The sequence below is a fragment of the Bordetella genomosp. 9 genome (assembly GCF_002261425.1).
Taxonomy (GTDB): Bacteria; Pseudomonadota; Gammaproteobacteria; order Burkholderiales; family Burkholderiaceae_B; genus Bordetella_C.
Map to the genome: position 1 here is coordinate 893,741 of NZ_NEVJ01000003.1, position 22,582 is coordinate 916,322.

23 protein-coding genes are annotated in these 22,582 nt (G+C 67.5%); 13 read left to right on the plus strand and 10 right to left on the minus strand.

The features are described from left to right. Positions 1 to 3 precede the first annotated feature (3 nt). Genes holB through mltG form a run of 3 tightly spaced genes read right to left on the minus strand, consistent with a single transcriptional unit; the run spans position 4 to position 2,707 of the window. Positions 4 to 1,065: a DNA polymerase III subunit delta' gene (holB, locus tag CAL26_RS15170; RefSeq protein WP_094847710.1), complete on the minus strand. Its 1,062-nt coding sequence runs from the start codon at positions 1,063 to 1,065 to the stop codon at positions 4 to 6. Further along, positions 1,062 to 1,688 carry a dTMP kinase gene (tmk, locus tag CAL26_RS15175; RefSeq protein WP_094847711.1) on the minus strand — a complete coding sequence of 209 codons (627 nt, stop codon included), beginning with the start codon at positions 1,686 to 1,688 and terminating at the stop codon, positions 1,062 to 1,064. The genes holB and tmk overlap by 4 nt, the downstream gene beginning before the upstream one ends. After that, positions 1,685 to 2,707: an endolytic transglycosylase MltG gene (gene mltG / locus CAL26_RS15180; protein ID WP_094847712.1), complete on the minus strand. Its 1,023-nt coding sequence runs from the start codon at positions 2,705 to 2,707 to the stop codon at positions 1,685 to 1,687. Before mltG ends, tmk begins: the two co-directional genes overlap by 4 nt. 99 nt (positions 2,708 to 2,806) lie before the next feature. Here mltG and ygfZ point away from each other — a divergent pair, with 99 nt between their 5' ends. Beyond that, positions 2,807 to 3,799 carry a CAF17-like 4Fe-4S cluster assembly/insertion protein YgfZ gene (gene ygfZ / locus CAL26_RS15185; RefSeq protein ID WP_373454481.1) on the plus strand — a complete coding sequence of 331 codons (993 nt, stop codon included), beginning with the start codon at positions 2,807 to 2,809 and terminating at the stop codon, positions 3,797 to 3,799. Here the strand turns inward: ygfZ and proC are convergent. After that, a complete protein-coding gene (gene proC, locus CAL26_RS15190; RefSeq protein ID WP_094847714.1) occupies positions 3,796 to 4,629 on the minus strand; it encodes a pyrroline-5-carboxylate reductase in 834 nt (277 codons plus the stop codon). The two genes, ygfZ and proC, sit on opposite strands and share 4 nt — an antisense overlap. 171 nt (positions 4,630 to 4,800) lie before the next feature. Between proC and ugpB the strand changes: the two genes are divergently transcribed. From ugpB to CAL26_RS15210, 4 genes are all read left to right on the plus strand, one after another. Beyond that, entirely contained in the window at positions 4,801 to 6,114 is a 1,314-nt protein-coding gene (gene ugpB, locus CAL26_RS15195) for a sn-glycerol-3-phosphate ABC transporter substrate-binding protein UgpB (protein WP_094847715.1), read from the plus strand. 164 nt (positions 6,115 to 6,278) lie between these two features. Further along, a complete protein-coding gene (gene ugpA / locus CAL26_RS15200; RefSeq protein ID WP_094849893.1) occupies positions 6,279 to 7,160 on the plus strand; it encodes a sn-glycerol-3-phosphate ABC transporter permease UgpA in 882 nt (293 codons plus the stop codon). Positions 7,161 to 7,172: 12 nt separating this feature from the next. After that, the gene (gene ugpE / locus CAL26_RS15205; protein ID WP_094847716.1) at positions 7,173 to 8,024 is read left to right on the plus strand and encodes a sn-glycerol-3-phosphate ABC transporter permease UgpE; all 852 of its coding nucleotides are present in this window, start codon (positions 7,173 to 7,175) and stop codon (positions 8,022 to 8,024) included. A gap of 28 nt (positions 8,025 to 8,052) precedes the next feature. Beyond that, a complete protein-coding gene (locus tag CAL26_RS15210) occupies positions 8,053 to 9,141 on the plus strand; it encodes a sn-glycerol-3-phosphate import ATP-binding protein UgpC (RefSeq protein ID WP_094847717.1) in 1,089 nt (362 codons plus the stop codon). Positions 9,142 to 9,289: 148 nt separating this feature from the next. Here the strand turns inward: CAL26_RS15210 and kefC are convergent, their stop codons facing one another. Then, on the minus strand, positions 9,290 to 11,131 hold the full coding sequence (gene kefC, locus CAL26_RS15215) for a glutathione-regulated potassium-efflux system protein KefC (RefSeq protein ID WP_094847718.1): 1,842 nt from the start codon (positions 11,129 to 11,131) through the stop codon (positions 9,290 to 9,292). Next, a complete protein-coding gene (gene kefF, locus CAL26_RS15220; RefSeq protein ID WP_094847719.1) occupies positions 11,124 to 11,711 on the minus strand; it encodes a glutathione-regulated potassium-efflux system oxidoreductase KefF in 588 nt (195 codons plus the stop codon). Before kefF ends, kefC begins: the two co-directional genes overlap by 8 nt. A 78-nt stretch (positions 11,712 to 11,789) precedes the next feature. Between kefF and rocF the strand changes: the two genes are divergently transcribed. From rocF to CAL26_RS15245, 5 genes are all read left to right on the plus strand, one after another. After that, the gene (gene rocF / locus CAL26_RS15225) at positions 11,790 to 12,707 is read left to right on the plus strand and encodes an arginase (protein WP_094847720.1); all 918 of its coding nucleotides are present in this window, start codon (positions 11,790 to 11,792) and stop codon (positions 12,705 to 12,707) included. 138 nt (positions 12,708 to 12,845) lie between these two features. Further along, entirely contained in the window at positions 12,846 to 13,250 is a 405-nt protein-coding gene (locus CAL26_RS15230; protein ID WP_094847721.1) for a DoxX family protein, read from the plus strand. 257 nt (positions 13,251 to 13,507) lie between these two features. Next, the gene (locus tag CAL26_RS28350) at positions 13,508 to 13,648 is read left to right on the plus strand and encodes a hypothetical protein (RefSeq protein WP_179283369.1); all 141 of its coding nucleotides are present in this window, start codon (positions 13,508 to 13,510) and stop codon (positions 13,646 to 13,648) included. 30 nt (positions 13,649 to 13,678) lie between these two features. After that, the gene (locus tag CAL26_RS28475; protein WP_218831556.1) at positions 13,679 to 15,583 is read left to right on the plus strand and encodes a YXWGXW repeat-containing protein; all 1,905 of its coding nucleotides are present in this window, start codon (positions 13,679 to 13,681) and stop codon (positions 15,581 to 15,583) included. Positions 15,584 to 15,612: 29 nt separating this feature from the next. After that, complete coding sequence (locus tag CAL26_RS15245) at positions 15,613 to 16,161, plus strand: peroxiredoxin (RefSeq protein WP_094847722.1); 549 nt, start codon at positions 15,613 to 15,615, stop codon at positions 16,159 to 16,161. A 1-nt stretch (position 16,162) separates the two neighbouring features. Here CAL26_RS15245 and arsC read toward each other — a convergent pair whose 3' ends face one another. The 3 genes from arsC to CAL26_RS15260 form a co-directional block, all read right to left on the minus strand. Beyond that, positions 16,163 to 16,516 carry an arsenate reductase (glutaredoxin) gene (gene arsC / locus CAL26_RS15250; RefSeq protein ID WP_094847723.1) on the minus strand — a complete coding sequence of 118 codons (354 nt, stop codon included), beginning with the start codon at positions 16,514 to 16,516 and terminating at the stop codon, positions 16,163 to 16,165. A 113-nt stretch (positions 16,517 to 16,629) separates the two neighbouring features. Then, positions 16,630 to 18,084 (minus strand): CoA transferase, encoded by a 1,455-nt coding sequence (locus CAL26_RS15255; RefSeq protein ID WP_094847724.1) that lies wholly within the window; start codon positions 18,082 to 18,084, stop codon positions 16,630 to 16,632. Positions 18,085 to 18,319: 235 nt separating this feature from the next. Beyond that, on the minus strand, positions 18,320 to 18,640 hold the full coding sequence (locus CAL26_RS15260) for a tetratricopeptide repeat protein (protein ID WP_094847725.1): 321 nt from the start codon (positions 18,638 to 18,640) through the stop codon (positions 18,320 to 18,322). Between the two features lie 101 nt (positions 18,641 to 18,741). Here CAL26_RS15260 and CAL26_RS15265 point away from each other — a divergent pair, with 101 nt between their 5' ends. Both CAL26_RS15265 and CAL26_RS15270 read left to right on the plus strand, forming a co-directional pair. Next, positions 18,742 to 19,227 carry a glutathione peroxidase gene (locus CAL26_RS15265; protein WP_094849894.1) on the plus strand — a complete coding sequence of 162 codons (486 nt, stop codon included), beginning with the start codon at positions 18,742 to 18,744 and terminating at the stop codon, positions 19,225 to 19,227. Between the two features lie 48 nt (positions 19,228 to 19,275). Beyond that, positions 19,276 to 20,991, plus strand: coding sequence for an amidase (locus CAL26_RS15270; protein ID WP_094847726.1), 1,716 nt, complete (start codon positions 19,276 to 19,278; stop codon positions 20,989 to 20,991). 10 nt (positions 20,992 to 21,001) lie between these two features. Here CAL26_RS15270 and CAL26_RS15275 read toward each other — a convergent pair whose 3' ends face one another. After that, on the minus strand, positions 21,002 to 21,469 hold the full coding sequence (locus tag CAL26_RS15275; protein ID WP_256988452.1) for an Lrp/AsnC family transcriptional regulator: 468 nt from the start codon (positions 21,467 to 21,469) through the stop codon (positions 21,002 to 21,004). Between the two features lie 184 nt (positions 21,470 to 21,653). Between CAL26_RS15275 and CAL26_RS15280 the strand changes: the two genes are divergently transcribed. Beyond that, positions 21,654 to 22,556, plus strand: a complete 903-nt coding sequence (locus CAL26_RS15280; protein ID WP_094847728.1) for a DMT family transporter — start codon at positions 21,654 to 21,656, stop codon at positions 22,554 to 22,556. Positions 22,557 to 22,582 lie beyond the last annotated feature (26 nt).

A 22,582-nucleotide genomic window follows, 5' to 3' on the forward strand; every position in this document is an offset into this window, starting at 1 on the left:
GGCTCAAGCCTGGCAGGAAAGCACCACGCGCTGCAGGGCGGCATGGGCGAATAATTTGGCGTTCAAGGGATGGCCGGCCAGGGCCCGCTGGCGGGTCAGCCAACGGGCGGTATCGGCCAACCTGGCGGCGTCGGCGCGCGCCGCCGTCCGTGCCGACGAGGCCGCCAGCGCCGGGAAATAGCGCGACGGGGCGCCGGCGCCGTTCAGCATCAGGTCCACGTAATAGCGTTGCAGCGCGTCTATCCACTGCGCCGCCGGCAGCTTGTCCAACTGGTCGGCCAGCGCGCCGACGTCGGGCGATTGCCCCTGCGCCAGCGGCCCCGCCAGTTGCTCCAGCCAGGGCGGGCAGGCGCTTTCCTCGGTTTGCGACAGGCGCAGCGCGCCCAGGGGCGCGCCGCCCGCGGCCGCCAGCCAGGAAGCGGCATCGCGCACGCCCTGCGCTTCCAGCCACTGCAGCGCCTGTTCCGGCGCCGGCGTCGCCAGCGGCAAGCGGCGGCAACGTGACAGGAGCGTCGGCAGCAGCCGGTCCGGCGCGTCGGCCACCAGCAGGAAGATGGTATGCGCGGGGGGTTCCTCCAATACCTTCAACAAGGCATTGGCGGAGATCACGTTCAAGGCCTGGGCGGGATAAAGCAGCGCGACCCGCCAGCCGCCACGATGCGTCGCGGTGTTGAACCAGGATTCCAGGCCGCGGATCTGGTCCACCCGGATGTCCTTGGACGGCGCCCTCTTGCTGCTGCCGGCGCCCGCCGCCGTCGCGGCGTCGGCGTCTTCCGATTCGGCGGCGGCTTCGGCGCCCTCTTCCAGCGCGATGGCCTCGGGGCGGATGCGCCGCAGGTCGGGATGATTGCCGCTGGCGACCCAGCCGCAGGCCGCGCATGCGCCGCAGGCCAGCCCTTGCCGGGGCGATTCGCACAACAGGCTGGCGGCGGCGGCCGCGGCGAACTGCAGCTTGCCGATGCCGGCCAGCCCATGGATCAGCCAGGCGTGGGCAAAGCGCTCGCGCTGGGCCAGCCAGGCGCGCGCGGCGTCGGTCTGCCAGGGCAGGAATTGCGCCAGGCTCATCGCGAGGCTTCCACCAGGGCGCGGATTTCGCTGTCGAGCTGCGCGCGTATCGCCGGGATATCGCGGGCGCTGTCGACGATATGGATGCGCGACGGAAAACGCGCGGCGCGCGCCAGGTAGACGTCGCGCGTGCGCTGGAAAAAGGCCGCGCCTTCGCGCTCGAAGCGGTCCGGGCTGCGCGCATCGGCCAGCCGCGCGCGGGCGACTTCCAGCGGCACGTCGAACAGCCAGGTGCGGTCCGGCTGCAGGTCCGGATGCACCCACTGTTCCAGCACCGCCACGCGGTCCACGCCCATTTGCCGGCCGCCGCCCTGGTAGGCATAGGTGGCGTCGGTGAAGCGGTCGCAGACCACCCAGTCGCCGCGCGCCAGGGCGGGCTCGATGACCTGCCGCACGTGCTCGCAGCGCGAGGCGAACATGACCAGGGTTTCGGTCTCCAGGCTCATGGGCTCATGCAGCACCAGATCGCGCAGGCGTTCGCCCAGCGGCGTTCCGCCAGGTTCGCGCGTGGTCACCACCGACAGGCCGTGGCCGCGCAGCGTGTCGGCCAGCCATTCCGTATGGGTGCTCTTGCCGGCGCCGTCCACGCCTTCCAGGGTGATGAATTTGCCGCGTATCGTCATGGCGCGCGATCCTTGCCCAATATGTAGCGCGAGACGTTGCGATTATGGTCGGACAGCGTCGCGGAGAACTCGCTGGTGCCGTTGCCCCGCGAGACGAAGTACAGGAAATTGTGATGCGCCGGCCGCACGGCGGCCAGCAGCGCGGCGCGGCCCGGGCTGGAGATCGGCGTGGGCGGCAGGCCGGGCCGGGTATAGGTGTTCCATGGCGTGTCGGTCTGCAGGTCGCGCCGGCGGATACGGCCTTGATAGCTGTCGCCCATGCCGTAGATGACCGTGGGATCGGTCTGCAGCGGCATGCCTTCGCGCAGCCGGTTGGCGAACACGCCGCCGATGCGCGTGCGGTCGGAGGTATCGCCGGTTTCTTTTTCGATGATGGACGCCAGGATCAGCGCCTCGTAAGGCGTGGCCAGCGGCACGCCCGGGTCGCGCTCGGCCCAGGTGCGGGCCAGGATGCGCTGCCCTTCCTGGTAGGCGCGGCGCAGCAGGTCGAAATCGGTGCTGCCGGGCGAAAAGACGTAGGTATCCGGAAAGATCAGCCCTTCCATGCTGGCGGCGTCCGACCCCAGGCGGCGCAGGATTTCGGCGTCGTCCACGCCGCCCAGCGTCTGCTTGACGTCGGGATTTTCGCGCAGGGCCTGGCGGATCTGCTTGTAGGTCCAGCCTTCGACGAAGGTGATCTGGCGCATCGTCATGTCGCCGCGCGCCAGGCGCTCCAGCAGGCGCCATGGGGTATCGCCCTGGATCGCCTGGTAGCCGCCGGCCTTGATGAGCTTGTCCCGCTCGGTCAGCCGCGCCATCCAGACGAAGCCGTCTTCCCACACCGGCACGCCGGCGCCGTTCAGGATGCGCGCCACCGTGCGGGGGCTGCTGCCGGGGTCGACGACGAAATCCACGCGCTCGGCAGGCAGCCGCAGCGTGTGGTGCATCCAGTACCAGGCGCTGCCGCAAGCCGCGGCCGCGGCCAGCACGACGACGAGCAGAAACGCGAGAAAGAAGGTTGAGGCGGATCGCTTCTTCATGAGATCCAGCAGTTTAAAGGATTCATGGCTGAGACATTCCACGAGCGCCGGGCGGTATCATGGGCGTTTCGGATCCCGTGCCACCGCGGCCAACTTTCGTTGCATTCCATGACCGACCTGCCCCCCTCTTCCCTCATCGCCGACCATGCCGAGTTGCCGGAGCTGCGGCTGATTTCGGCCAGCGGCGCGGACGCCATCGATTTCCTGCACGGCCAGCTGACCCAGGACGTCCAGGGGCTGACGGACGACGCGGCGGCGCTGGCCGGCTACTGCACCGCCAAGGGCCGGTTGCTGGCGACCCTGGTGATGTGGCGCGCGGCCGCCGCGCCTGACGACGCCGGCGCGCCACGCTGGCATGCGCTGGTACGCGCCGACGCCGCCGAAGCGCTGCTCAAGCGCCTGCGCATGTTCGTGCTGCGCGCCAAGGTCACCCTGTCGGCCACGCCGGCGCACGTGGCCGGCGTGTGGACCGATGGCGACCCGGCCGGCGTGGAAGCCGCCGCCGGCGGCGCCCTGCCGCGCCAGGCCTGGCGGCGCGCCGAACTGCCCAGCGGCACCTGGATCGCCGCGCCGGCCGCCCATGGGCTGCGCTGGTGGTGGCTGGCCACGGACGAACAGCGCCAGGCCGGCCCCGCGCTGCGCGAGGTGCTCGCGGCCGGGGATCCACAGCGCTGGCGCGCCGACGAACTGGCCGCCGGGCTGCCCTGGGTGGGCACGCCGATACAGGACCTGTTCATCCCGCAGATGGTCAATCTGGACCTGATCGGCGGGGTCAGCTTCACCAAAGGCTGCTACCCGGGCCAGGAAGTCGTGGCGCGCAGCCACTACCGCGGCACGGTCAAGCGGCGCATGGCCTACGGGATCGTGGCCGGCCAGGATGGCGCCGCGATCGCCCCGGGCGCGGACGTCTACGACGCCAGGGAACCGGGCGAACCCTGTGGCCGGGTCGTGGACGCCGCCGGCGCGCCGGACGCCGCGATCCTGTTCGAGACCACGCTGAGCAGCCTGCCGGCCGGCGACCTGCGCCTGGGCGGCGCGGACGGGCCGGCGATCCGGGTGGAACCCCTGCCCTACGCGCTGGAACCTGCCTAAGCCTTGCCGAACTCGTCCGCGAGTTCGCGCGAACGCTGCGCGGCGGCCTGCATGGCGCGGCTGACCAGCCCCATGAAGTCGTCTTCCTCGAACACCTTCAAGGCGGCCGCCGTCGTGCCGCCCTTGGAGGTCACGCGATCGCGCAGCACCGCCGGCGGATCGTCGGACTCGCGCGCCAGGCGCACCGCGCCCGACAAGGTCCCCAGCGCCAGCTCGCGCGCCTGCGCGGCATCCAGGCCGACCCGCTGCCCGCCTTCGATCAGGGCCTCGATGAAACGGAAGACATAGGCCGGTCCGCTGCCGGACAGCGCCGTCACGGCGTCGATGGCGGCATCGTCGGCCACCCACACCACGCTGCCGACGGAAGCCAGCATGGCTTCGGCCAGGCGCCGTTCCTGATCCGTGACACCCGGCATCGCCAGCATGCCGGTCACGCCTTCGCCGACCAGCGCGGGGGTATTCGGCATGCACCGGACCAGCTTGGGCCAGGGCGCGGCCGTGCCCAGCCAGCCGGCCAGCACGTCGCCGCGGATGCCCGCCGCCACGCTGATGACCAGCGTGCCGTCGCGCAGGAAGGGCCGCGACGTGGTCACCGCGTCGTGCATGAACTGCGGCTTGACGGCGTAGAACCAGACCTGGCATTGCTCCAGCCGCGCATCGGGCGTCGGCGACGCGGTGGCGCCGCGCGCCGTCCAGGCCGCCCGGGCGTCCGTATTGATGTCGACCACGTGGAAGTTTTCCGGCGGGCAGATCTTGCCGGCCAGGCCGGCGCCCAGGGCGGTCGCCATGTTCCCGCCGCCGATGAAAGCGATATGCAGATTTTTGTCCATGCAAGGATTGTAGTCGGGGGATGCATCCGACGCGGTGGCGTAGGAGAAGTCCTATTTGACAGTGACGGGGCGCGGTGTAACAGTCACGAGTTCGTCACAAACAATTCATATGGTGTCGGGCTGCCTGCCCCTACCCGGGCGCGGCCATCGTAATCCACGGAGGAATCATCCATGCGCTCCTATCGCCTCGCGCTCGCCGCGGCGTCACTGCTCACCGCGTTCGCTGCCACGTCGGCCAACGCGGCCACCGAAATCCAGTTCTGGCACTCCATGGAAGGTGCGCTGGGCGACCGCGTCAATGAGCTCGTCAACGACTTCAACAAGAAGAATCCCGATTACCAGGTCAAGGCGGTCTACAAAGGCAACTACGGCGAATCGATGAACGCCGGCATCGCGGCCTTCCGCGCGGGCAATGCGCCGGACATCCTGCAGGTGTTCGAAGTGGGCACCGCCACCATGATGTACGCCAAGGGCGCCATCAAGCCGGTGCAGCAGATGTCCGAGGAAGCGGGCGATCCCATCGATCCCAAGGACTTCATCGGCGCCGTCGCGGGCTATTACTCGTCGCCGGACGGCAAGCTGGTGTCGATGCCCTTCAACAGCTCCACCGTGGTCTTCTATTACAACAAGGACGCCTTCCAGAAGGCCGGCCTGGACCCGGAAAAGCCGCCCAAGACCTGGGAAGAACTGGCCGCCGACACCAAGAAGCTGAAGGCCGCCGGCGTCGAGTGCGGCTACACGACCTCGTGGCCGTCCTGGACCCAGCTGGAAACCTTCTCGGCCTGGCATAACGTGCCCTACGCCACCAAGGACAACGGATTCGGCGGCCTGGACGCGCGCCTGGCCATCGATTCGCCGCTGCACGTGCGCCACATGGAGTTCCTGGCCAACCTGGCCAAGGACGGCGAGTTCATGTACGGCGGACGCGGCGACGATCCCAACGCCCTGTTCATTTCCGGCAAGTGCGCGATGATCACCGGCTCCAGCGGCCTGCGCGCCAACATCATCAAGAACGCCAAGTTCAAGTTCGGCACCTCGACGCTGCCCTACTACTCGGACGTCAAGGGTGCGCCGCAGAACACTATCATCGGCGGCGCTTCGCTGTGGGTCTTCGCCAACAAGAAACCCGACGTCTACAAGGGCGTGACCAAGTTCTTCAAGTACCTGTCCAGCCCCGAAGTGGCGGCCAAGTGGCACCAGCAGACGGGTTATGTGCCGGTGACCAAGGCGGCCTACGAACTGACGCAGAAGCAGGGCTTCTATGACCAGAACCCCGGCACCGACGTCGGCGTCAAGCAGTTGAACGTCCAGACCACCGCGCAGTCGCGCGGCGTGCGCCTGGGCTATCTGCCGCAGATCCGTGAAATCGAGGACGCCACGATCGAACAGATCGTCTCCGGCAAGGTCGGCGCGCAAGCCGGCCTGAAGGACGCCGTCAAGCGCGGCAACGACCTGCTCGAGAAGTTTGAAAAAAGTGTAAAGTAGCGCCCTTTTCAGGCTGATGTAGGACCAAGTCGCGGCCTTGCCGCGACTTGGTCCCGTGCCAATGAAGGCTAGTCCGCCGGCGATTCCTCCGGGAATCGCCCCGCCTGAAATGTTTCACGTTTTTGATGCGTCCGCGGCGATCCCGCGCGCATGCGCTGGCAAACATGGAAAAACGCGTCGTCTTCGGCCATAAGCTACTGCCCTACCTGCTGCTCTTGCCGCAGCTCGTGATCACGGTAGTGTTCTTCTTCCTGCCCGCCGGGCAGGCGATGTGGCAATCGCTGCATGTCGAAGACCCCTTCGGGCTGTCTTCCACCTTTGCCGGCCTGTCCAATTTCAAGGACCTGTTCAGCCAGGCCACGTACATCGATTCGTTCAAGGTCACCGCGGTGTTCTCGATCCTGGTCGCGGTGGTCGGCCTGTCGGTGTCCCTGCTGCTGGCCGTCATGGCCGATCGCGTCATCAAGGCCTCCGGACTCTACAAGACCCTGCTCATCTGGCCCTACGCCGTGGCGCCCGCCGTGGTGGGCGTGCTGTGGCTGTTCCTGTTCTCGCCCGCGGTCGGCATCCTGGCCGTCGCGCTCAACAGGATGGGCGTCGCCTGGAATCCCCGGCTGAACGGCACCGAGGCCATGACGCTGGTGCTGATCGCGTCGGTGTGGAAGCAGATCTCCTACAACTTCCTGTTCTTCCTGGCCGGACTGCAATCCATCCCGCGCTCGCTGATCGAAGCCGCGGCGATCGATGGCGCCGGCCCCGCGCGCCGCTTCTGGAGCATCGTCTTCCCGCTGCTGTCGCCGACCACCTTCTTCCTGCTGGTGGTCAACGTCATCTATGCCTTCTTCGACACCTTCGCGGTCATCGACACGACGACGCAAGGTGGGCCCGGCACGTCCACCGCGATCCTGGTCTACAAGGTGTACAGCGATGGCTTCCGCGGCCTGGACCTGGGTTCGTCCGCCGCCCAATCGGTCGTGCTGATGGTCATCGTCGTGGCGTTGACCGTCATCCAATTCCGCTACATCGACCGCAAGGTCCAGTACTGACACAGAGGCTTTATGGTTGAGCGCCGACCCTGGCTGGATATCCTGGCCCACGTGATACTGCTCTGCGGCGTGGCCGTGGTCGCTTTTCCGCTGTACGTCACCTTCGTCGCCTCCACCCAGACGGCGCAGGAAGTGGCCAACGCGCCCATGTCGCTGCTGCCCGGCTCGCATTTCGTCGAGAACTACCTGCAGGCGCTGTTCGCCGGCTCCGGCGGAGGCTCCAGCGGCACGCCGGTGGGCCGCATGCTGTGGGTCAGCCTGGTGATGGCGCTGACCATCTCCATCGGCAAGATCTTCATTTCGCTGCTGTCCGCCTTCGCGGTGGTCTACTTCCGCTTCCGCGGGCGCATGTTCTTCTTCTGGATGATCTTCGTCACGCTGATGCTGCCGGTGGAAGTCCGTATCGCCCCGACCTACAAGGTCGTCGCCGACCTGGGCCTGCTGAACAGCTACGCCGGCCTGACCCTGCCGCTGATCGCGTCCGCCACCGCCACCTTCCTGTTCCGCCAGTTCTTCCTGACCGTGCCGGACGAACTGGTGGAAGCCGCGCGCATCGACGGCGCCGGCCCGCTGCGCTTTTTCCGCGACGTGCTGCTGCCGCTGTCGCGCACCAGCATCGCCGCGCTGTTCGTCATCCAGTTCATCTACGGCTGGAACCAATACCTGTGGCCGCTGCTGATCACGACGCAGGAAGATATGTACCCCATCGTGATCGGCATCAAGCGCATGGTCAGCGGGGGCGACAGCGTCACCGAATGGAACATCACCATGGCCACGGCCATGCTGGCGATGCTCCCGCCCGCGCTTGTCGTGATCCTGATGCAGAAGTGGTTCGTCAAGGGCCTCGTGGACACTGAAAAGTGATCGCCGCCGCAACTCACCGACTCTTCACATGGCTACTCTAAGCTTTCGCAACGTCAAGAAAACCTACGCCGGCAACATCCCGGTGATCCACGGCATCGACGTGGATATCGCCGATGGCGAGTTCGTCGTCATCGTCGGGCCGTCCGGCTGCGGCAAGTCCACGCTGATGCGGATGGTGGCGGGGCTGGAAACCGTGACCAGCGGCGAAATCCAGATCGACGGGCAGACGGTGAACAACCTGGAGCCGGCCGAGCGCGATATCGCGATGGTGTTCCAGAACTACGCCCTGTACCCGCACATGAGCGTGTTCCAGAACATGGCGTACGGGCTGAAGATCCGCAAGATGTCCAAGGACGAGATCCGCCGGCGCGTCGAAGCCGCCGCGCAGATCCTCGAGCTGGGCCATCTGCTGGAACGGCGGCCGCGCCAGCTGTCCGGCGGCCAGCGCCAGCGCGTGGCGATGGGCCGCGCGATCGTGCGCGAACCCAAGGTGTTCCTGTTCGACGAGCCGCTGTCCAACCTGGACGCCAAGCTGCGCGTGGCCATGCGCCTCGAGCTGCTGAAGCTGCACCGGCGCCTGGGCACCACCAGCCTGTACGTGACCCACGACCAGGTGGAAGCGATGACGCTGGCCCACCGCATGATCGTCATGAACAAGGGCGTGCCGGAACAGATCGGTACGCCGATGGAGGTGTTCGAGCGCCCTGCTTCCACTTTCGTGGCGGGCTTTATCGGATCGCCGCCGATGAATCTGGTGCCGGTGAACGTGCAGGGCGACGGTACGATGAAGACCTCCGCCGGCCTGGACCTGGCGATCGCGCCCACCGACGTGCCTTCGGCGGTGCGCGGACGCAGCCTGATCCTGGGCGTGCGTCCGGAACATATGGTGCTGAACGCGCCCGGCATGCGCGTCGAGATCGAAATGGTGGAAACGCTGGGATCCGAGCAACTGGTCCACGGCCGTTGCGGCGACGCGGACATCGTCGTGCGTTGCACCACGCGGCAGCTGCAGGAAGCGACCATCAAGCCCGGCGACCAGATGAACATCGGCCCGGACGGCCGCCACCCCCTGCATTGGTTCGACCAGGAAAGCGGCAAGCGGATCCAGGGCACCTGAAGCCTCTGAAGCCCCTGAAGCCCACATCTGAAGCAGCCCGCCCCCGCGCGGTCGGGTTCTGAAGTCCGCGCGCGGCGGGACACGCCGCGCGTTCCTGCTCTGGCCGGTGCGGCCGCCGCACGGCTCATGCACGGGCGGCCTGGCCCCCTCAGGCAGCCTGATCCTGCTCCCGCGGTGGCGGCTCGGCTTCGCCGCCCCACGGCACCCGGTGCGCCACCCGCGACAATTCGCGGTCGCGCGAGATCGATTTTTCCAGCGTATCCTGCGCACGCCGGGCGACCGTGATGCGGAAGCCGTCGTCCTCGAACCGGGGCGCCGTTTCTTCCAGCATGGCGATGTTGTTGATGCGGAAGGCGTCCGCCACTTCCTTGGCCTCGTAGGCGCCCATCCCGAGGGCCTCCAGTGCCCGCCGGCCGGCCAGCAGCGACGATTCGAACAATTCCCGCTCGACCATATCGACGCCGCGCTTGCGCAGCTGGAAGTAATGCACGGCATCGCGCGCCCGCGCGACCACGCGCAGATTGGGAAAGTCGCGCTGCACCACATCGACCAGGCGCAGGCTGTCGGAAACGCTGTCGATGGCGTTGACGATGACTTCCGCCCGCGCCGCGCCCGCCGTTTCCAGCAGGTCCGACCGCGTGGCGTCCCCATAGAACACCTTGGTGCCGAACTTGCGGACCGTATCGATGTTGTCCGGATCGTGGTCCAGGATCACGACCTTGACGCCATTGGCAAGCAGCAGGCGCCCGGCGATCTGCCCGAACCTGCCGAAGCCGGCGATGATGACGCGCGCCCCGTCGTCCTCGATCTCGTCGGTGGCCCGCGTGCTCTTGGGCTGGCGGCGCTCCAGCACGTCCAGCAGCGCCAGGATCACCGGCGTCGCCGCCATCGACAGCGCCACCACCAGGGTCAGCACCCGCGACCAGTCCTCGGGCAGCACGTCGGCCGCGCGCGCCGTCGAAAACACCACGAAGGCGAATTCGCTGCCCTGCCCCAGCAAGGTGGCGAACATCAGGCAACGGCCGCGCTGCGCGCCGAACAGGCGGCCCAGCACGTAAAGCACCGCGAACTTCAACACCAGGAAGCCCGCGAGCACACCCAGTATCATCAGCGGACGCTGCAGCAGCGTGCCGAAGTCTATCGACATGCCCACGCCCATGAAGAACAGGCCCAGCAACAGCCCCTTGAACGGCTGGATATCGCTTTCCAGCGCGTGACGGTATTCGGAGCTGGCCAGCAGCACGCCCGCCAGGAAGGCCCCCATGGCCATCGACAGACCGGCATGTTCCATCAGTTCGCCCACGCCGATCACCAGCAGCAGCGCCACCGCGCTGAAGACTTCGCGCAGGCCGGAACGGGCCACGAAGCGCAGCAGCGGCCGCGCCAGGTAGCGGCCCACCACCACCGCCACCGCGACGGCGGCGATGATCTTCAGCGTCGCCAGGCCGATGCTGTCGCCGCCTTCGCCGGCCTGGCCCCCCGCCAGCAGGGGAATCATGGCGATCAGCGGAATGGCCGCCAGGTCCTGGAACAACAGCACCGAAAAAGACCGTTCGCCCAGGGTCGTCTGCAGCAGGCTGCGTTCGCCCATGGCCTGCATCGCCACCGCGGTCGACGACAGCGCCAGGGTCAGCCCCACCAGCGCCGCGACCGGCCAGGCCAGGCCCAGCCATGCCATGAAGGCCGCCAATGCCGCCCCGCACAAGCCGACCTGCAGCGCGCCGCCGCCGAAAACCGGCACGCGCATGTGCCACAGGCGCCGGGGGTCCAGCTCCAGGCCGATCAGGAACAGCATCAGGACCACGCCGATCTCGGCGAAACTCAGGATCTGCTCGGGATCCTCCACCACGCGCAGGCCCCACGGCCCAATGACGCAGCCGGCGATCAGATACCCCAATACCGACCCCATGCGCGCCCGCATCGCCAGCGGCACGAAGATGACCGCCGCGGCCAGGTATTCCAAGACCTCCAGCAGGAGTGCCTTATCCATGTCCGGCCTCCGTCATGGCCGGGCTGGCCGGGCTGGCCGCGTGCCTGTCTGTCGCTGGGTTGCCGGCCGCGTGGCGCGCCAGCACGTCGCGGTAGCGCGTGGCCACCGTCGCCAGCGCCATGGCGTCCAGCGACACGGCGCCGTGCACCGCATAGGGCGGCAGCCATTGCATGCCGCACAGCTCCGCGGCGCTGCGCAGGGGTTGGGCCAGCACGCCCAGGTCGGCATCGGCGCAATGCGCGAAATCGTCCGCTGTCCCGCCCGTGGTCACGGCCCACATCAAGGACTTGCCGCGCAAGGCGGCGCCGTCCACGCCATACGCCCAGCCGTGTTCCAGCACCCTGTCCATCCATTGCCGGAACAGGGCCGGCGCGCCGTACCAATGCAGGGGGTGCTGCCACACGACCACGCTGGCGTCGGCCAACGCCGCCTGTTCGGCCGCCACGTCGATGTGGAAATCGGGGTACAGGTCGTACAGGGAGCGCACGCGCACTTCCGGCACGTCGTCCAGCGCCGCGAGCATGGCACGATTGGTGCGGGAATGCCGCGGATAGGGATGGGCGTATACGATTAGGATCATGACGATGTCCTGCCGGAAAGGCGATATGGCGTTACCCTTCGCATCTTAGCCGCGGGCGGGACGTTTCAGGAGCAGACGATGAAGGAAACGATCGATCTCATCGGCGCGCCGACCGATGTCGGGGCGAGCATACGCGGCGCGTCGATGGGGCCGGAGGCCTTGCGCGTGGCCGGCCTGCAGCAGGCGCTGGCGCGGCACGCGCTCGAGGTCAACGACACCGGCAACCTGGCCGGACCGCCGAATCCGGCCAGCGCCGCGCCGGCCGGCATCCGCAACCTGGACGAGGTCGTGCAATGGAATCGCGCGGTCTACCAGGCGGTACTGACGTCGCGGCGCAACGGCCGCTTTCCCATCCTGTTGGGCGGCGACCATTGCCTGGCGATCGGCTCCATCAGCGCCATCGCGCAACATTGCCGCGACGCCGGCAAGCGGCTGATGGTGCTGTGGCTGGACGCGCACGCCGACGCCAACACCCATATGATCAGCCCGACCGGCAATATCCACGGCATGCCGATCGCCTGCCTGTGCGGCGACGGCCCCGACGAACTGACCCGGCTGGCGGACATCCATCCCGCCGTGCCCGACCCCGCCGCCATCCGCCAGATCGGCATCCGCAGCGTCGACGCCGACGAAAAGCGCCAGCTGCGGGCGCTCGGCATCAAGGTCTTCGATATGCGCTATATCGACGAAAACGGCATGCGCCAGACCATGGAAATGGCCCTGGCGGACCTGACCGAGGACACCCACCTGCACGTCAGCTTCGACGCCGATTTCCTCGATCCGGTGGTCGCGCCGGGGGTGGGCACCCCGGTGCTGGGCGGCCCGACCTACCGCGAAGCGCAGCTGTGCATGGAGATGATCGCCGACACCGGCCGCCTGGGGTCGCTGGACCTGATGGAGCTGAATCCGGCCAGGGATATGCGCAACCAGACCGCGGAAGTCGTGGTGGACCTGGTGGAGAGCCTTTTTGGAAAATCCACGTTGATCCGGCCGTAGGCCCCGCGGTGCTGATCCGGACGGAAAGATTTGCCATAATTGCGGGGCTCGTGCCGGCGCCCCGGTGGAAAGCCATCGCGGACTTGGCCACCGGCGCCGGTGATTGCCTTCCCACACACCAACCTTGAGAAGAAAACGATGACCCGACATGACGACGCAGCCAAGCTTATCCTACGAGTGGTGCTGGGCGTGCTTATCCTGCTGCACGGCATATTCAAGATGACCCACGGCGTGGGCGGCATTCTCGGCATGGTGCAAGCGCATGGCCTGCCCTCTTTCATCGCGTATCTCGTCTACATCGGCGAGGTGGTTGCGCCCATCCTGATCATCGCCGGCATCTTCACGCGCCTGGGCGCGCTGATCATCGCCATCAACATGCTGGTGGCTTTCTCGCTGGTCCACAGCGGGCAGCTGTTCCAACTCAACGGCCAGGGCGGCTGGCAGCTGGAATTGCAAGGCATGTACCTGTTCACGGCCATCGCCATCGCCCTGATGGGCGCCGGACGCTTCAGCGTCGGCGGCGCCGGCGGCCGCTTCAACTGAACGGACGCCTCGCACCTCCATCCCGGGGATAGCGGTTCGACGGCCTCGCGCAAGCAGCGCGGGGCCGTCTTGCATTTACTCCTGTCATCCGGCTCACGCCTGGAAGCACTTAACCCCCTGTACGACACAGGCTGTACGCAGCGTAGGAATTCGTAACCCCGCGCCCATTTCAAAACGGTTTCAAAGCCGCCCGTACCCAGACAGCATATCTACACTGGCTTCGTGTACCGCGTCACGGTGCATCACAGGAGTCAGGCATGAAGAAGCTCTTTGCAGTCTTGGCGGTGACCAGTACCTTGAGCGGCTGTGTGGTGGTGCCGGCGCGCCCGGCCTATTACCACCGGCCGGCGCCGGTGTATTACTACCCCGCGCCCTATCACTATTACTACGGTTATTGACGAGACGCGTGAACGATGTGGAGGTGTGGCATGGATACGATCTATCCTCCGCGCATCCGGCGTCTGGCAATCGGGGCGCTGCTGGTCGCGGCCAGCGTGTCAGGCCTGACACCGCTGCGCGCGCAAACGACTTATTCGTCGCCTGCTCCCGCGGACGCGGGGCCTGGCGGGTCCGTGCAGTATTCGACCGGCGCCCCGGCGCCGGCCTATGACGGCGCGCCGCCGGACCCGGCTGCCCAGGATCCCGCGCAGTACGGCGGCGGTGACCCGGGCTATGCCGCGGACGGCACGGTGGCAAGTGGCGATCCGGCCGATGCCAATCTGGCGGTACTGGACAGCTCGAACGAGCCGCCGCCCCCCTTGCCGGCCTATGAACAACCGCCCTCGCCGGGCGACGGCTATATGTGGGTGCCGGGGTATTGGGCTCGCAACGCCTACGGTTTCTACTGGGTGCCTGGCGTATGGGTGCTCGCGCCTTTCGTCGGCGCGCTGTGGACGCCCGGGTACTGGGTGTATGACGGCCCGGTGTATCGCTGGCGCGGCGGCTATTGGGGCCCCCACGTAGGCTATTACGGCGGTATCGACTACGGCTATGGTTATACGGGCCGCGGCTATGTCGGCGGCTATTGGCGCGACCGCCACTTCTACTACAACCGGGAAGTCACGCGCATCGTGCCGGGCAAGTCGCGCTACGTGTACAGCCATCCCGTTTCCCTGCCGCCGCCGCAAGGGCCGCGCGTGAGCTACTTCGGCGGTCCGAATGGCCTGCGCCGCGGACCCGATCCGCGCGAACTGGCGGCGCGGCATGAAAGACACACCCCGCCGTTGCGCGCGCAGTCCGACCTGGACCGCCACGCCGGCCGCGACCGCGAGCAGTACATGTCCGTGAACCGCGGCCGGCCGCCGCAGGCCGCCTTCGCGCACCCCGCCGGCAGCGCGGACAACAAATGGCCGGGTGCCCAGTGGCCGGGAAAGAACGGGCAGGTACGGCAGATGGAAGGGCAACAGCGCCAGTTGGACCAGCGCCTGCAGGGCCAGGAGCGCCAGGCCGCCATGCAGCGCCAGGAACTGCGCCAACGCGCCGGCGATCCGCAGCGCATGGCCCAGACCAGCCCTTCCTACCCGACGTATCCGCAACAGGTACAGCAGCAGCAGGAAACGCAGCGGCAGCAATTGCGCATGCAGCAGCAGTTGCAGCAACAGCAGCTGCAGAACCGAGGCGACCAGCAGCAACTGCAGCAGCGCCAGCTGCAGCAGCCCCCGCAGCCCGGCGACAGCCTGTACCAGCAGCAACTGCGCCAGCAACAGCAAAGGCAGCAGCAGCAATTGCAGCAACAGCAGGCGCAGCAGCGCCAGCAACAGCAACAGCAGCAATTCCAGCAGCGCCAGCAACAGCAGCTCGACCAGCGCCAGCAGTCGCAGCGCGATCAGTACCGCCAGCAGCTGCAGAACGACACACGCCAGCAGCAGCAGTTTCGTCAGCAGCAGTTGCAGCAGGACCAGCAACAGCAGCAGTTCCGCCAGCAGCAGCTGCAGCAGCAACAACAGCAGCAGCAGTTCCGCCAGCAGCAGTTGCAGCAACAGCAGCAACAGCAGCAATTGCGCCAGCAGCAACAGCAGCAGCAGAATCGCCAGCAACTGCAGCGGACCAACCAGCGCGAGGGCGACGCGCGGCAGCAGGCGGTGCGGCAGGAATACGACCGCAACCAGCGCGCGGTGACGCAGCAGCTCGCGGCGCAGCAGCGGCAGATGCAACAGCAGGAAAGCCTGCGCCAGCGGGAACAACAGCAATCGCGCCAGCAGTGGCAGAATCAAAGCCGCCAGGCGCAGCGCGAAATCGCCCGCCACGACAATGCGCAGCAACGCGAGATCCAGGGCCGGCAGAGCGCCCATCGCGAGGCGCGCCAACAGCAGATACGCGAGGCGCAGCGATAATACGCATCTTCCGGAACCCCGAGGTCGCCATGAAAAAAACCGCTGCCGCGCTGTCCCTGCTAGCTGCCCTTGCCGCCGCGCCCGTGGCCTGGGGCGCCCTGCCCGTCGGCGCCACGGCGCCCGACTTTTCGACATCGGCGGCCATGGGAGGACAGGTCTTCCAGTTCTCCATGGCGCAGGCCCTGCGCGAAGGACCGGTGGTGCTCTACTTCTACCCCGCCGCGTTCACGGCGGGCTGCACCGTGGAAGCCCATGACTTCGCGGAGGCCACCGACCAATACCGTGAGCTGGGCGCGCGCGTCGTCGGCGTCTCGGCCGACGGCATCGACGTGCTGCAACGGTTTTCCGTGAGCGCCTGCCAGAGCAAGTTCGCGGTGGCGGCCGATGCAAACCAGCGCATCATGCAGACCTATGATGCGGTGCACGACCGCAACCCCGAGCGGGCGCAGCGCGTGTCCTATGTGATCGTGCCGCCCGGCAAGGTCATCTATTCCTATACCGACAGCAATCCCGAACACCACGTCGCCAATACCCTGGACGCGCTGCGGCAGTGGCGGCGTGGGAATGCGCAGCGCTAAATCAGGCAGGCAGTATTTCGCGCACGACTTCAGCCGGCCGGCACAGGCGCGTGCCCATGGGCGTCACCACGAACGGACGGTTGATCAGGATGGGATGTTCCATCATCGCGTCGAGCAGGCGCTCGTCGCCGACGTCCGGCGCGTCCAGGCCCAGTTCCTGGTAGACCGGTTCCTTGGCGCGCACGGCGTCGCGCACGCCGATCCCGGCCTGCGCGATCATGGACTTCAAGGTATCGCGGGACGGCGGCGTTTTCAGGTATTCGACGATCGTCGGCGTGACGCCGGCTTCGAGCAGGATCTCCAGGACCGTACGTGACGTTCCGCAGCGCGGATTGTGATAAATGGTGGTGGACATGGCGGGACCTGTATGGATGACGCGCCGTAGGCGCCGGGCCGCAAGTCTACTGCGCGTACGATCCCTGTGCCACCATGCGGCGCCGCAATCCGTCGATCCGCCCTTCCCGCCGCTCAGCCTTGGCTGAAGGGCCAGACGGTCGCGTTGGTACCTGGCGGCACCGACGGCCGGGACCATTTGGCGGGCGTCGCCGAAAAGCGCGCCGCGTGGCGAACCGCCACCAGCTTGCCGAAGCCCGACGAGGTTTCTTCCAGATAACCATCCAGCTGCGGCATGGTGCAGGCGAAACCGTTGGGGACACGCGGCAGCCCCCTGAGCCAGCGCGCCGTCTGCGCCAGCGACACGCGCACGTGCCAGCTGCCGCCTTCCGTCGCCTGCCGGGCCAGCGCGGCTTGCGCGCCGAAGGCCATCAGGTAGCCGCTGGCGTAGTCCAATATCTGTACCGGCATGGGCCGCGGCGCTTCCTGTTCCGCGGCCTGCGCCTCGGCATGATTGAAACCGCTGGCCGTCTGCACCAGGGAATCGAAGCCGCGGCGTCGCGCCCAGGGCCCGACATGGCCGTAGGCGGACAGCGACACATACACGATGCCGGGACGCAAACGGGCGACGTCCTCGGCGCCGAAGCCTTGCGATTCCAGCGCGCCGGGCCGGTAGCCTTGCACGAACACATGCGCGCTGCGCAGCAGGTTGCCCAGGGTGATGCGGCCGGTCGCGGTTTCCAGGTCCGCCAGCACCGACAACTTGCCGCGGCTGGTTTCGGCGATGGCGTTGATGTTGGGCAGTTCGGGGGAATTCATCAGCATGACATCGGCGCCGTAGGCGGCCAGCGTGCGTCCGCACACCGGCCCGGCGATGATGCGGGTCAGGTCCAGCACCCGTATATCCTGCAATGGACGGGGGTCGTTGCCGTAGCGCGGCAGCGGCCGTTCCGGCGCATCGCCGATGCGTTCGATCGAGACCACCGGCAGCTGCGACACCGCGATACCCTGGGGATGGCGGTCCCATTCGTCGAAGGTACGCAGGGCGGCGACCACCAGGCCGGCGTCGGCGGCGGCGTCTTCGAATTCAAGCGCGCTCCAGCGCGACAGCGCGCGTTCCACGGCCCGTCGCTCGACGGTGGCGCCGGTGGGACAGCCCAGCAGCGCCAGCGCCCCGTCGCGGTGGTGTGCGAAATTGGCGTGGATGCGCACCCAGTTGCCGTCGCCGCAACGGTAGACGCCGGTGATCTTGTCCCAGACATTCTGCTGTACGCCGTCCAGCGTGAAATAGCCGCGGGTTTCCTGCACGGCGTGACGCATGTCCACCGACACCCGCTGACGGCGTCCGCCGCGCATGTGCCAGATTTCACCGGCGGCCAGGGCCGCGGCCGCCATGCTGCACTGGGCCGCCATGCCGACCGAGAACGAAGATGGGAGCACAGGATCGGCGCCCGGCAAATCGACATAGCCCAGCGCTTCTTCGGGCATCTCGGCCGACTGCCATAAAGCAGTAAGCGCACCGTGCGTCGACTTGCGACTGGTGGATGCCCCTTTGAAGAAGGGCGGACGTAGATCCATCAAGTATCCCATTGCGTCTGGCCGTACTTATCCCAGCGCATTACAAATCCGGGACAACCAGAGCGTCAACATGGTACGAGGCGACGCGTGTTTCACGGTTTGACCGTGTGGCGGCGACGCGCGCCGCGGCCTCAGGGCATCGAAGTTTTCGCGGCGACGCAGCGGTCACATCTGTTTTCGTTTTGCAGCTCAAACCTACGGGCATGGCGTCGTTGGTGTGACGTCCTTCCAACACTTCGGCTTGTGCCTACCGGTCCAATCGGCGTAGGAATACCGCGACTTCCTTGACCACCTGCGCATCGCCATGCGCGCTGGCGACGGCGGAGGCGCGCTCCCACGCTTCGCGCGCGCCCTCGCTGTCCTGCTTGCCCAGGCGGGCCTTGCCCAGCCATTTCCAGGCGACGGAGTAGTCGGGGTCGTAGGCGACCGAGGTCTCCAGGTGTACGCAGGCCTTGTCGAAATCGCCCGCTTCGGCGTAGGCCTTGCCCAGGGTATATCGCAACAGCTTGTCATCGCGGCCCGAGGCCAGCATGGCTTCCAGACGGTCCGTCATCGATGCCGGGGTCATGGCGCTCCCTCCTTGTCCTGGGTGGAACGATACCGCTTTCCGGGCAGGCCTTGCGGTGCCTCTACAATCGTCCTTCCCTGTGGAGGATGCCGGAAGCCGCCATGACCACTCTTGCCGATTTTTCCGCCGTCGACATCGACGGCACGCAGCGTTCGCTGCGCGAGTACGCGGGACGCGTCGTATTGATCGTCAACGTCGCGTCGCGCTGCGGTTTCACGCCGCAGTACGAGGGACTGGAAGCCCTTTATCGCGAGCACGTCGACGCGGGCTTCACGGTGCTGGGCTTTCCCTGCGACCAGTTCCGCCACCAGGAACCGGGCGACGAGGCCGAGATCAAGCGCTTCTGTTCGCTGCGGTATGACGTGACGTTTCCGCTGTTCGCCAAGATCGACGTCAATGGCGAGAACGCCCACCCCTTGTATCGGTGGCTGAAGCGGGAACGGCCGGGCTTGCTCGGCACGCAGGGCATCAAGTGGAACTTCACCAAGTTCCTGGTGGGACGCGATGGCTTGCCGATCCGGCGCTATGGGCCGGCGGACAAACCGGCCGCGCTCGCGCCCGCCATCGTGGCGGCCTGCTCGGCATGAGCGGGGCTGCCTGCCATCACCCGGATATCTCCCGATTGCGATCGAAGCATGAACCGAACTGTTGAAGCCGGCGGCGATGGCCTGCCGGAAATGGAAGCGGCCGTCGCGGCCATGACACCCCGGCTGCACGGGCTCGTATCGCGCACCGATCCTGGCCAGGTGGCCGCCGAAGTGTTGAGGCTGAATGACGCCGTGCGCGAGGGTGTGCGGGATCGGCTGACGCCGGGATTGCATCCGCAGGATTACCCCGGGTCGATGATGCGCATGCGCGATGCGATGGCGGCCGGTCCCGTGGCCGACGCGGCGCCGGAGCCGGCATCCGCGTCTGCCTCGGGATCCGCATCGACGCCGGCATCCGTATCGGCATCAGCGTCGCCGTCCGCGTCTCCTGGGCTCGGCCAGGGCCATGCATCGCTGGCCCACGTCTCGGCGCTGATCCGGCGCGGCGAGACCAGCGCCGAGGCCTTGACGCGCCAGGCGCTGGCGCGGGCTGCCGAGGTGCAGCCCGTGCTGAATCCCTTCATCGCCATCTGGGCGGAGCGCGCGCTGGAACAGGCGCGCGAACGCGACCGCGAGCTGGCGCGGGGCCGCTGGCGCGGCCCGCTGCATGGCATCCCCCTGGCCCACAAGGACTGCTACACCCGCGCGGGGCTGCCGATGACGGTCGGCTCGAAGGTCCTGCCCGATACGCCGGGCGAGGCCGACGCCGCGGTGCTGCAGCGGTTGGACGCCGCCGGCGCCGTCGACCTGGGCCCCTTGAACCTGAACGAGATGGTGTCGGGCCCGACCGGCCAGAATCCGCATTGGGGCGACTGCTGCAATGCACACGATCCCACGCGCGTCGCCGGCGGCTCATCGAGCGGATCGGCGGTGGCGGTCGCCGCCGGCGCCGTGTACGGGTCGCTGGGGTCCGACACCGGCGGTTCGATCCGCACGCCCGCATCCATGAACGGCGTCTACGGACTCAAGACCACCTACGGCCTGGTGTCGCGCCGCGGCTGCTTTCCGCGCGCCTGGTCGCTGGACTGCATCGGACCGCTGGCGCGCAGCGCGCTGGACTGCGGACTGATCCTGCAGGCGGTGGCCGGACATGACGCGGGCGACCCGACCAGCGTGGACGCGCCGGTGCCCGATTACGCGTCCGCGATCGCGGCCGGCGCACCCGGCAGCCGCGTGGCGCTGCTGGATGGCCTGGAGCCCTATGACGACGCCATCGCCGGCGCCCTGGAAGCATTCATGAAGCGCGCCGCGAGCGTGTTCGGCGCCGCCGTCCGCGCCCGCTTCCACGACCTGCCGGCCTGCTATGCGATGGGCGACGTGATCGCCAAGGTCGAGGGCGCGACCATCCATGCCGAATGGATGCGCCGCACGCCGGAGCGTTACTCGCAGGCGGTCTATTCGCGCACCGAGGCCGGCTTGCACATCCCCGCGGTGCGCTACGCCGAAGCCTTGCTGGCCCGCTCGAAGCTGGTGGAAGCATGGCTGTCCGGACCGATGGCGCAGGCCGACGTGCTGGTCTGCCCCACCATCCCGATCCAGGTGCCGACCCGTGCGGAAGCCGACATGGAAGGCAAGGGCCGCGTCTTCGGCGTGGTGGCAGCGATCACCCGCCTGACCCGCGCCTTCAACTACCTGGGGTTGCCGGTGCTGAGCGTGCCGATCGGCACGGACGGTAACGGCATGCCGATCGGCGCGCAGCTGATAGGCCGCCCGCTATCCGAGGCCAGGCTGCTCGCCGTCGCGCACGCGCTGGCCCAGCCGTAGGCGGCCGCCGTCACGCCAGGGGCGGCAGCCGGCGGCGCAGGGTAGCGTCCTTGATGATGGCGGTGTTGGTTTCCGCATATTCCGTCACGCGGTCCAGGATCTGGTCCAGCTGGGTAATGGACCGCAGCACCACCCGGGCGACGAAGCAATCCTCGCCCGTCACCTTGTCGCACTCGATGAATTCGGGAATTTCCTTCAGCAGGGCTTCCACGTGCCGCAGCTGGCCCGGCATCGGGCGCACCCGCACGATGGCCTGCAGCGCGTAGCCCAGCGCTTCGGAATCGACGTCCACCGTATAGCCGCGGATGACGCCGGATTCCTCCATGCGGCGCAGGCGGTCGGCCACGCTGGGAGAGGACATGCCGACCGCCCGGGCGAGTTCGGCGACCGAGGCCCGCGCGTTGGCGCAAAGCAAGGTGATCAGGCGCCTGTCGATGGCATCCAGGCCGACGTCTCGATTATTAAGGGAATGCGCCACTTTTTCCTCCGTAACGCAGCCCTGCCGCGCAAAATCCCGCTTTCCAGCCATGTAAATCAGCCGATCCGGCTGGGATAATTTGCCTGGAAACTTACTTGGAAGCGGCCTGCCGCGCAAGCCCGCGCGCCGGCGCCGCCCCCAGGGCTTAACGAATCGCAGGCGCGATTCACCGAGGATCGCCATCATGGCTACACCAAACGAACGCATGGGTATCGTGCAGATGAGCACGGCGATGACCATGTCCGGCACGCTGGGCTACTTCGTGCTGGCCTCCGGGCAGGGGCCCTTCAACGTCGTGTTTTTCCGCTGTGTCTTCGGCGCGCTGGCGCTGCTGGTCTACTGCCAGGCGGCCGGCCTGCTGTCGCGCCGCTATTTCAACCGCGCGAGCCTGCTGATGGCGGTGGCGGCCGCCGCCGCGCTGGTGATGAACTGGGTCCTGCTGTTTTCGGCCTATCGGCTGGCGTCGATTTCGCTGTCGACCGCCGTCTATAACTTTCAGCCTTTCTTCCTGATGGGACTGGGCGCCGCTTTCCTGGGCGAACGGCCCGGCCTGGGCAAGGTGGCCTGGTCGGTGGTGGCGTTCGGCGGCTTGTTGCTGCTGCTGGACCTGGGCAGCGCGCAGGCCACGCCGCGCCAGGGCCACTTGCTGGGTCTTGCGCTGGGCCTGGGCGCCGGCGCCCTGTACGCCGTCACGGCGATCATCATCAAGCGGCTGGCGCACGTCCCGCCGCATCTGCTGGCCCTGGTGCAGGCGGTCGTGGGCATCGTGATGCTGGCGCCGCTGGCCGATTTCTCCGCGCTGCCCACCCTGCCCTCGCAGTGGGCCTGCCTGGTGGTGCTGGGCGTGGTGCATACCTGCCTGATGTACATCCTGCTCTATTCGGCGATCCAGAAGCTGGCCACGTCGATGCTGGCCGCCCTGTCGTTCATCTATCCCGCGGTGGCCATCCTGGTCGACTACGCCTTCTTCGGCCAGCGCCTGGACCTGGCGCAGGCGCTGGGGATTTCGCTGATCCTGCTGGCGGTGGCGGGCGTGACGCTCAACTGGCGCCCGTGGCCGCGCCGCGCGGGGGCATGCAAAGCGTAAAGACCGGGCATGGCTTAAGATCGACG